The following is a 10,048-nucleotide window of genomic DNA, read 5'->3' on the forward strand; positions in this document are numbered from 1 at the left end:
GTGGCGGCTCGGGTGATGCGGGGGCGGAGGGTGGCGGCGTTCGGGCCCCAGTCGGTGGAGGCGGCGTACACGCCGGTGGGGACGGGGAGGGCTTTGAGGTAGGCGAAGAGCGGACGCAGGGCGTAGTCGAGCACCAGGGAGTGGCGCTCGGTGCCGCCGGTTGCGCCCAGCAGGACTGGCTTGCCGGCCAGGGCCTGGTCGTCGAGGACGTCGAAGAACATCTTGAAGAGACCGCTGTACGACGCGGAGAACGTCGGCGAGACCACGATCAGTGCATCGGCCGTGGTGACGGTGGCGAGCACCTTCTCCAATTCTGCCGACGGGAAGCCGGTGAGCAGGTTGTTGGTCAGATCGTGCGCGTGGTCACGAACCTCGATCACCTCTAGGCGCGACGGCTGACCACGCGCCGACAACTCATCCTGTACGGCGGCCGCCAGCTGATCCGCGAGCAGCCGCGACGACGACGGCGTGGTCAGCCCAGCCGTCACGACTGCGATCACTCGTTCGGTCATAGCGTCTCCAAATCGCGTGCACGCTGAGCCGCGGTCTTCAGCGACTCGTGGGTCGGCGCGTCCGGCACATGCGCGGGCTTCAGGGCCGCAAACTCCTTGCGTAGCACGGGAATCACCTCTTCACCGAGGATGTCCAACTGCTCCAGCACCGTCTTCAACGGTAGCCCCGCGTGGTCCATCAGGAACAACTGCCGCTGGTAGTCACCGAAGTGCTCCCGGAACGTCAGCGTCCGCTCGATGACCTCCTGCGGGCTCCCGACCGTCAACGGCGTCTCCCGGGTGAAGTCCTCCAGCGACGGCCCATGTCCGTACACCGGCGCGTTGTCGAAGTACGGCCGGAACTCGCGCACCGCGTCCTGCGAGTTCTTCCGCATGAACACCTGCCCGCCGAGCCCGACGATCGCCTGGTCCGCGGCGCCGTGGCCGTAGTGCTCGAACCGCCGCCGATACAGATCGATCATCTGCTTGGTGTGCGAGGCCGGCCAGAAGATGTTGTTGTGGAAGAACCCGTCCCCGTAGTACGCCGCCTGCTCCGCGATCTCCGGTGAGCGGATCGAACCGTGCCACACGAACGGCGGTACGTCGTCGAGCGGGCGCGGGGTCGACGTGAACCCCTGCAACGGCGTACGGAACTTGCCTTCCCAGTCGACCACGTCTTCGCGCCAGAGGCGACGCAGCAGCGCGTAGTTCTCGACCGCGAGGGCGATGCCGTTGCGGATGTCCTGACCGAACCACGGATAGACCGGGCCGGTGTTGCCGCGGCCCATCATCAGGTCGACGCGACCGCCGGCGAGGTGCTGCAGCATCGCGTAGTCCTCGGCGATCTTCACCGGATCGTTCGTCGTGATCAGCGTGGTCGCGGTGGACAGCACGAGCTTCGAGGTCTGCGCCGCGATGAACCCGAGCATGGTCGTCGGCGACGAGGCCACGAACGGCGGGTTGTGGTGCTCCCCGGTCGCGAACACGTCGAGCCCGACCTCTTCGGCCTTCAGCGCGATCGCCACCATCGCCTTGATCCGCTCACCCTCACTCACCGTCTTTCCGGTGGTCGGGTCCTCGGTCACGTCGCTGACGCTGAACACCCCGAACTGCATCGGGTCCTCCTTCGGGTCGAGTAGTTCACTATTAAACTACCATGCCGCTCCAGGTTCCGGAACCGGCGAGGTCTTGTCAGCCGGTGGGTCCACGTGGTGAAACTGACTTCCGCCCCACGAAACCTCCCGCCCGAGGAGTTCGCCGTATGCCTCCCCGTTTCAGTCGTCGAATGCTGCTGGGCACCGCCGCGGTGGTACCCGCTGCAGGTCTCATCACTCCGGCCGCCGCATCGACTGCTCGTCATGACCTTTCCAGCCAACTGCTCGACGAGTGGGCCGCAGCGCCTGGCGCGCATCCGCTCATCCCCGACATCTCGCACGCTGGCTACCGCGGTGGCGAACGTCCGCGCCGCCCGCGCGTCGTCGCTAACGTCAAAGACTTCGGAGCCCAACCAGGCGTCGACGCCGCAGCAGCCTTCACCGCCGCACTCCGGTACGCCGGGGATCGGGGTGGCGGGACTGTCGTCGTACCGGCTGGGACCTATCGGCTCGACTCGCCACTGTGGATCCACTGGTCGAACGTCGTCCTGCGAGGTGCTGGGCGGGATCGCACGATCCTGCACTTCACCAAGCCGCTCGACGAGTCGTACCGGCCGAATCTCCAACCCAGCCTGCAGAGCCGGTGGTCGTGGACCGGCGGGCAGATCTGGGTGATGTCCGCCGAGCGCAAGGCCAAGTCCGAGGCGGAGGGCTACGCCACCTCCGAAGGCTGGCTGCTCGGCGAGACCCTGGCCTCGGTCGGTGCTGCTTCGCGAGGGCAGCGGACGCTACTCGTCGACTCGACCGAACACCTCGCGGCCGGCGACCTCGTCGTACTCGAAACCGACAATCTCCCGGATGCCGGCGTACTGCGGCATCTCGCGGGCGACGTGGCCGGGGCGTCCGGCTACGACTGGGCGAAGCGTGCTCCGCAACTGACTGCCGGCTCAGGCGGTCAGTACATCCAGTACGCGAGTCTGCAGTGGCCCGTCCGGATCGAGGCCGTCCTTGGTGAGCGGCTGGTGCTCTTGGCACAGCCCCTGCGGTACGACCTGCGGCCGAGTTGGCCGTCGCGGCTGCGGGAGATCGGACCGACTGTGCACGACGTCGGCATCGAATCCCTGACGATCCGCAACGAGCTGCGGCCGATGACGATCCACAACCGGCATCCAGGTTCGAACGGACTGTGTTTCCAGGCGGTGCACGACTGCTGGGCGGACGATGTCCGGGTCGAGAACTGCGACCTCGGCTTCGGGTTCACCACCACGAAGGCGGTGACCTTGACGAACGTCGCGGTCGGCGGCCGCTCCGCTCACCACAGCTTCGCGTGCCGCATGCAGGCGCACGACAACCTGGTCGACGGTTTCGAGATCGAGCCGTTCACCGAGCCGCTGCCCACCGGCGCCCTGCATCACGGTCTGAATCTCGAAGGACTCTCGGCCGGCAACGTCTGGCGGCGCGGCCGGATGGCCGAAGGCGCCTTCGACACCCACCGCGCCATGCCCTTCGAGAACGTCCGCACCGACATCACCCTGGTGAACAAGGGCACCGTCGGCGGCTCCACAGCCTCCGGCCCGTTCTTCGGCGCCCGCATCGCGCACTGGAACGTCCGCGTCACCGGCGGTGCGCCGTACGCGATCGATTTGGCCGACGTTGCGCCACGCAGCATCGGCATCGGCCTCCAAGGCCTTACCTCCGCCGGCAGCGGTCTACCCCGAGACTTCGCCGGTGACCTGGAGAACGCGACCTACCTCCAGGACACGGCGCCCGCCGTACCAGACCTTTACGCAGCCCAACGGAGTTGCTCCTAAGGACAGGAGGTGTGGCCCGGTTGCGCGGTCTGCAGCCGGGCCCTGAGCGTGCGGACGCCATGTAGTAGGCGTATACGTCCTGTCCTTAGGCGGCGTCGAGGGTCGCGACCTGGTCGGGGGTGAGGGTGAGGTCGACGGCGGAGTAGGAGTCGCGGATGGTTTCCGGGCGGCTGGAGCCGGGGATCGGGATGACGACCGGGGACTTGGCGAGCATCCAGGCCAGGGTCAGCTTCTGCGGGCTGACGCCGAGCTCGGCGGCGAGGGTGTGGAAGGCGGGGTGGTTGTTGCCGAGGTCGCTGGCGTTGGTGATGCCGCCGAGCGGGGACCAGGGCAGGAAGGCGATGCCGAGTTCGTCGCAGAGCTCGAGCTCCGGCTCGCTGGAGCGGAACTTCGGCGAGAACTGGTTCTGCACCGAGACCAGCCGGCCGCCGAGGATCTCGTTGGCCTGACGGATCTGCTCGGGGTTGGCGTTCGAGATGCCGGCCTGGCGGATCTTGCCGGCGTCGAGCAGGTCGCGGATGGCACCGACCGACTCCTCGTACGGCGTCTTCGGGTCGGGCCGGTGGAACTGGTACAGGCCGATCGCCTCGACACCGAGTCGCTTGATCGACGCCTCGACCGCCTGCTTGAGGTAGTCCGGGGAACCGTTCAGCGTCCAGCTCCCGTCGCCCGGGCGGAGGTGACCACCCTTGGTGGCGACCAGGACGTCCGACGTGTCACCGCCGTACGACGCGAGGGCCTTGGCGATCAGGGTCTCGTTGTGACCGTCGTCGGTCGCGGTCAGGTGGTACGCGTCGGCGGTGTCGATCAGCGTGATGCCGGCGTCCAGCGCGGCGTGGATGGTCGCGATCGACCGGGCCTCGTCGGGCCGGCCCTCGATCGACATCGGCATCGCGCCGAGCCCGATCGGGCTGACCTGGACGTCGCCGATGGTCCGGGTGTTCTTCGTCTGGGTTCCCATGTCTTCCAACTTCCCCCACCTGAACCAGGAACTCCAACAGGAATATGCGAACGCACCCAGCACTCCGGCTACTGAATCAGCTCCTGGGTACCGATCACGGCCAGCAGCTTGAGCGCTTCCTCCGACGGTGATCCGGGGGGCGCGGTGTAGAGGATGAGTTGCTGGTCGCGGTCCGGGATCGCGAGCGCATCGCAGTTCACGCTGATCAGGCCGACCAGCGGATGATCGAAGGTCTTGCAGAGCGCCGGTTCGGCCGCGACCTCGTGGGCCTGCCACAGTTCGGCGAACCGCGGGCTGCCGACCAGCAGATCGGCGATCAGCCCCTGTACTTCCGGGTCATCCGGATACCGCGCCGCCGTCGCGCGGAGGTAGTTGGTGGCATTCCGCGCGAACTGGTCGCCGTCGGAGGCCCCGAAGACCCTGCCGCCCGCCGAGCGGGGACCGAGAAACTCCCGCCGTAGCAGGTTGCGGTCCTGTCGCGACCGCTGCGAGAAGTCCTCCAGCAGGGCGGCGGCGAGGTGGTTCCACGCGATCACCTCGTACGTCGCGGACAACACGATCGCGACCGTGGTCGGCAGCCGCTCGATCAGGTCGAGGATGCTCTGCCGCACGACCCGCGACGGGCCGGGCGGCGTCACCGGTACGTCGGCCAGCCGGTACAGGTAGTTGCGCTCGGCATCGGATAGCCGCAGCGCCCGGGCTATCCCGGCCAGCACCTCGTACGACGGATGCGGGGCGCGGGCCTGCTCCAGCCGGGTGTAGTACTCGGTCGAGATGAACGCCAGCTGGGCGACCTCCTCCCGGCGAAGTCCCGGCGTACGGCGTCGTCGTCCCGCGGGCAGACCCGCTTCGGCCGGGCCGATGCGCTCACGGCGGCTGCGGAGGAAGGCGGCCAGCTCGGGTTTGTCCACGTCGTCCAGTGTGCGCCGGGGCGCGCCGTACAGCCAGGTACTCCTGGTGCCTGGTTGCGGACTTCGCAGATGGTCAGGGTGGGCTGCATGGAGAGATTGCTGGAAGGAAAGACGATTTTCATCACCGGCGCCGGGCGGGGGATCGGTGCCGCGGCAGCCCGGCTGTTCGTGGCCGAAGGAGCCCAGGTGATGCTCGCCGCGCGGAGCGAGGAGCAGTTGGCCGGGGTCGCGGCGGAGACCGGTGCCTCGTACGTCGTCTGTGACCTGGCCGACCCGGACGCGATCCGAACCGCGGTCGAGCGGACGGTGACGCAGTACGGGCGTCTCGACGGTGCCTTCAACAATGGGGCGAGAGGGCAACCACCCGGCCCGATGGACGAGCTGTCCGTCGACGTGATGGACGAGCTGTACGCCGTCAATCTGCGCGGACTGTGGGTCGCGATGGTTGCCGAGGTCACCGCATTTCGCGCCGGTGGTGGTGGCGGGAGCATCGTGAACACGTCCAGCATCGGTGGTCTGATGCCTAACCCGGCACTGCCTGGGTACGGCGCGGTGAAGCGGGCGGGGCACAGTCTGACGGCATCGGCCGCGGCGACGTACGGGCCGGAGAACATCCGGGTGAACGCGATCGCGCCGGGGACGACGCTCACCGAGATGCTGCGCGACTGGGACCGCGCGACGCCCGGGGTGATCGACGGACTCAACGCTCAAACGCCTTTGCGTCGGGCCGCGCAGCCCGACGAGATCGCGCAGGCCGCCGCCTGGCTGCTCAGCGACCGATCGTCGTACGTGACCGGAACCGTGCTGCCGGTGGACGGCGGCCTCGCAGCCTAGGCCGAGTGGACGTGCGGGTTGCGGTCCTCCACGATGTACGTCGCGCGCGTGCTGATCGTTGCGCCCGGAGTCTGCACGTACGGGAGGACGCGGAAGTCGGAGCGCCACTGCTTCTGGTCAACGGTGACGCGGACGTAACCGCGCTGGCTGTTGAAGAACTTGAGGTGCGGGTTGGCGGCCAGGAACTGCTTGCCCTGGTCCGTCAGGTCCGCGCCGTCGCCGCCGCTGGTGATCGACGTACCGACGAACTCGGTGCCGACGGCCGCGGACTCCGGGGCGTCGTAGTCGCGCTTGAGTTCGAGGGCGTAGTTCTGGTGCCGGTCGCCGGTGATGACGACCAGGTTGCGGACGCCACTGTCCTGCGCTGCCCCGAGCACCTTGTTGCGCTCGGCAACATAACCGTCCCAGGGGTCCAACCAGACCCGCGTCTCGGGGCCAGGTGTCCAGTCGGTCTGACCCATCGGCGCCTGGTTACCGAGGATCTGCCAGCGGGCGTTCGACCGCTGGAAACCGTCCAGCAGCCAGGCGCGCTGCTTGCCGCCGAGCATCGTGTTGTCCGGGTTGAACCGGTCGGTGCAGGTCGACGAGTCACCGTCGCCGCACGGCTGGTCGGAGCGGTACTGCCGGGTGTCGAGCATGGTGATGTCGGCCAGCCGCCCGTACGGAAGGCGCCGGTGCAACCGAACCGCCGGGCCGGACGGCATCTGGTCGTGCCGCAGCGGCATGTTCTCGTACATCGCCTGGAACGCGTCCGCCCGGCGGGCCCGGAACACCACCGGATCCTGGTCCGGCTCGGTGTCGGCCTGAGACAGGTCGCCGGCCCAGTTGTTCTCCACCTCGTGGTCGTCGATCGTGTGGATCCACGGGTGCGCGGCGTGCGCGGCCTGCAGCGGCGCCTCGGTCTTGTAGAGCGAGTACTGCAGCCGGTAGCGAGCCAGGTCGAACGTCTCACCGTGGAACCGCGGATCCGTCACGACACCGCGCCTGTTCGTCTTGACGCCGGACTCGTACAGGTAGTCGCCGAGGTGGACGACCAGGTCGAGGTCCTCGGTGGCCATGTGGTCGTACGCCGTGAAGAACCCGTCCTGCCAGGCGTTGCACGACGCGAACGCGAACCTGAGTTGCCGCGGGCTCGCGAACGGGTGCGGCGTGGTCCGCGTCCGGCCGATCGCGGACACCTGGTTGCCGGTGCGGAAGCGGTAGTAGTAGACGTGATCCGGCAGCAGCCCGCGGATCTCGGGGTGCACCGAGTGGCCTAGCTCCGGAGTCGCGATCACTGAGTCGCGGCGAACGACGTACCGGAAGTGCTCGTCAAGGGCGACCTCGTACTGGACGCGGACGTTGCGACCGGGCATCCCGCCCTTGCCGTCGACGGCGAACGGGTCGGTGGCGAGCCGGGTCCACAGCACGACGCTCTCGTACTGCGGGTCGCCGGAAGCAACGCCGAGCGTGAACGGATTACCGGCGGCAGCCGGCGCGGCGTACGTGGTCGAGGCGTCCCAGGCGCCGGTGCCGAGCAGTACGGCGGCCGAGCCCGCACCACCCGCGGCGAGGAAGCGGCGGCGTGAAACGGTCATGAAAAATACCTCCTGGACGAGGCGGGTTCAGGGAAGGCTATTTACCTTTCTTTGGCGGCCTTCACTGTTCTCGCGCCAGGTGTCGAAGGTCTGTCGCTGAGGTGAAATCAGTGCGCTGGCAGGATGGCGGCATGACCGTACGCCGTGCCGTTCTCGAAGACGTCCCTGCCATCGTCGAGCTCGTCTACGCCCTGGCCGACTACGAACGAGCCCCCGACGAATGCCACCTGACAGCCGAGCAACTGCAGACCGCCCTCTTCGGCGAAACCCCCGCCGTCTTCGCCCACGTGGCCCTCCTCGACGACCGCATCGTCGGCTGCGCCATCTGGTTCCTCAGCTTCTCCACCTGGCGCGGCGTCCACGGCATCTACCTCGAAGACCTCTTCGTCCGCCCCGAAGCCCGAGGCACCGGCCTAGGCAAAGCCTTGTTGACCGCCCTGGCCCAAGAATGCGTCACCAACAACTACGAACGCCTCGAATGGTCAGTCCTCAACTGGAACACCCCAGCCATCGACTTCTACAAGTCCCTAGGCGCCACCCCCCAAGACGAATGGACCGTGTACCGCCTCACCGACAAAGCCCTCGCCAAGCTTGGCTCATGAACGCTCAGGACTATCTCTGGTTCAAAGACACCCAGCTGAGCTACGCCTATTGCCTGACCATGGTCGAAGGTATTGATCCAACGGAGGCGCTTCGCCGCATCGACGCCAGACCAACGGAACACGTGTCCGGGCTCAGCGCGTTCATTACCTTCGCCGAGAAGAGCTTCCCCCGCCGCTACCCCGACGGCGACGGCCGCTACGGCATCGGCGCCACCCAACTCGACGGTTGGACGCTGCTACTCGAATGGATCGGCATCCTGGGCATCAGCATGCCTGTCCTGCTGCCGCTGTCGGAGGGCACCCGCGTGCTCTCGCACTACAGCAACGTTGATGCCGAGGACTGGTTCTACTGGCTGGAGGACGGCAACCTCCGCCTCCGCTTCGAACCGTTCGTCGCCGACCGCCGCGAGGGCAGTGACCCCGACGGTCTCGTCGACATCATGGAACAAGTCGGCTTCGACCTCCGCCCACTCAACGAGCGCGACCCCTCCTTGCGCACCCCCGCCGCCTTCGCCCTCGCCGAACACCTCACCGGCATCCGAATCACCCAAGACTTACTCGATACCAGCACCTACCTCTGCGGCCGCGCGCCCCGCTGACGTCCGCACGATCCTCACCTGTGCTCCAAGGATCCGAACCCAGACAGGGGACAATTCCTGTATGTACCTTCGGCCGTTGATGATCACCCGGGTGGCGAACCTGGTGATGCCGCTGGCGTTGGTGGTGTTCGGCCTAGCGAGCTTCGACCTCAAGTCGTTGCTGGTGACGGCGCCGCTGGCAGCATGGTTGACGGTCCGCGGCTTTCGGCTGGGGGTTTTGCTCGACGGCTCGGAGATCGTGGTTCGAGGTTTCTTCTGGTCGCGCCGGATCAAGCGGTCGGCAATCCGGAAGATCGGCTTGTTTCCCTCAGTCGTTTGGGAGTCGAAAGGACACCAGCGGTGGACGCCGATCGCAGCCTTTGCCGACGTGGGCGGCATGGCGCCGGGCGTCACTGCGCGCAACGACTGGGCGGTCGAGCAGATGGAGGCGTGGGCCGGGCGCCGCTGAGCTCAATGCTGGCGACAATCTCGGTCGCCTCAGTGGGTAGAGGCATACGACACTGGTGGGATGTCGTCGCCGAAGCTCACTGAGGATGCGTTCCGGAGCACTGTCGAAAGTCTGTCCGGCGTGCGCCTGGCGGCGGTGAGGTACTACCCGCTGAACATCAGCGACGATGGCATCGAGGTTGACGAGTGGGATTTCGGCGGGTGGCACGAACCCACGATGGGTGTCGGCCTGCTCGCCGAGAACGGAGTCCAGTACTCCGCAGTGTGGGGCTGGAGTTTCGACTACCACGGCCTGGAGGTCTACCGGGAGCCCATGTCCAGCCAGCTGTCCTTGATCGGACAGCCTGGGGGAGCAGCAGAGGTGGATGTAACGGAGCATCCCTCGTGGTCAGCGCTTGTCGGGGTTCCCCTCCTAGGAGCCGACATCCTTTGGTCCGAAGGCGACTACGGACACCGCCTACCGATAGCCGTCGAGCTTCGCGCACCTGCAGCCACCGCATGGCTTGTCGCAGGCCGCGCCGCACAGTGGCCGGCGGATGGGCGCTTCTATTTGGGGACCGACGACGTGATGGCTGTCTTCTCGCAGGAGTTCGCCGATGCCGTCGGGCTTCCTGCGACCAGGGGACGAGCCTGACGCCAGCTCAGGGGCGGTGGTGTTTGGCGTTGTACATGGCCTGGTCGGCCGTGTGGAGGAGGGTGTCGAGGTCGGGGGAGGTGGGGG

11 protein-coding genes are annotated in these 10,048 nt (G+C 67.3%); 6 read left to right on the forward strand and 5 right to left on the reverse strand.

Annotation, left to right across the window (positions count from 1 at the left end; genetic code table 11):
* Both E1261_RS39570 and E1261_RS39575 read right to left on the reverse strand, forming a co-directional pair.
* Positions 1-512, reverse strand: a 512-nt coding sequence (locus tag E1261_RS39570; RefSeq protein WP_132414890.1) for an FMN reductase, incomplete at its 3' end; no start/stop codon positions are given.
* A complete protein-coding gene (locus E1261_RS39575; RefSeq protein ID WP_132414891.1) occupies positions 509-1,606 on the reverse strand; it encodes an LLM class flavin-dependent oxidoreductase in 1,098 nt (365 codons plus the stop codon). The genes E1261_RS39570 and E1261_RS39575, both read right to left, overlap by 4 nt.
* Positions 1,607-1,776: 170 nt before the next feature.
* Between E1261_RS39575 and E1261_RS39580 the strand changes: the two genes are divergently transcribed.
* The gene (locus E1261_RS39580) at positions 1,777-3,396 is read left to right on the forward strand and encodes a glycosyl hydrolase family 28-related protein (protein ID WP_165952807.1); all 1,620 of its coding nucleotides are present in this window, start codon (positions 1,777-1,779) and stop codon (positions 3,394-3,396) included.
* Positions 3,397-3,481: 85 nt separating this feature from the next.
* Here the strand turns inward: E1261_RS39580 and E1261_RS39585 are convergent, their stop codons facing one another.
* Both E1261_RS39585 and E1261_RS39590 read right to left on the reverse strand, forming a co-directional pair.
* Positions 3,482-4,357, reverse strand: coding sequence for an aldo/keto reductase (locus tag E1261_RS39585; protein ID WP_132414893.1), 876 nt, complete (start codon positions 4,355-4,357; stop codon positions 3,482-3,484).
* Between the two features lie 68 nt (positions 4,358-4,425).
* Entirely contained in the window at positions 4,426-5,268 is an 843-nt protein-coding gene (locus E1261_RS39590; protein ID WP_132414894.1) for a helix-turn-helix transcriptional regulator, read from the reverse strand.
* Between the two features lie 87 nt (positions 5,269-5,355).
* On the opposite strand from E1261_RS39590, the gene E1261_RS39595 reads away from it, so the two are divergent.
* Positions 5,356-6,102 (forward strand): SDR family NAD(P)-dependent oxidoreductase, encoded by a 747-nt coding sequence (locus tag E1261_RS39595; protein ID WP_202875414.1) that lies wholly within the window; start codon positions 5,356-5,358, stop codon positions 6,100-6,102.
* Here the strand turns inward: E1261_RS39595 and E1261_RS39600 are convergent.
* On the reverse strand, positions 6,099-7,679 hold the full coding sequence (locus tag E1261_RS39600) for an alkaline phosphatase D family protein (RefSeq protein WP_132414896.1): 1,581 nt from the start codon (positions 7,677-7,679) through the stop codon (positions 6,099-6,101). The genes E1261_RS39595 and E1261_RS39600 overlap by 4 nt on opposite strands.
* A gap of 131 nt (positions 7,680-7,810) precedes the next feature.
* Between E1261_RS39600 and E1261_RS39605 the strand changes: the two genes are divergently transcribed.
* The 4 genes from E1261_RS39605 (at position 7,811) to E1261_RS39620 (ending at position 9,961) form a co-directional block, all read left to right on the forward strand.
* Positions 7,811-8,281 (forward strand): GNAT family N-acetyltransferase, encoded by a 471-nt coding sequence (locus E1261_RS39605; protein ID WP_132414897.1) that lies wholly within the window; start codon positions 7,811-7,813, stop codon positions 8,279-8,281.
* Entirely contained in the window at positions 8,278-8,880 is a 603-nt protein-coding gene (locus E1261_RS39610) for a DUF6461 domain-containing protein (protein ID WP_132414898.1), read from the forward strand. Before E1261_RS39605 ends, E1261_RS39610 begins: the two co-directional genes overlap by 4 nt.
* Positions 8,881-8,971: 91 nt before the next feature.
* Entirely contained in the window at positions 8,972-9,328 is a 357-nt protein-coding gene (locus tag E1261_RS39615; RefSeq protein WP_132414899.1) for a hypothetical protein, read from the forward strand.
* Positions 9,329-9,388: 60 nt separating this feature from the next.
* A complete protein-coding gene (locus E1261_RS39620; protein WP_132414900.1) occupies positions 9,389-9,961 on the forward strand; it encodes a hypothetical protein in 573 nt (190 codons plus the stop codon).
* Positions 9,962-10,048 lie beyond the last annotated feature (87 nt).

It is taken from the genome of Kribbella albertanoniae (genome assembly GCF_004348455.1).
In the GTDB taxonomy this organism is placed as follows: Bacteria; Actinomycetota; Actinomycetes; order Propionibacteriales; family Kribbellaceae; genus Kribbella; species Kribbella albertanoniae.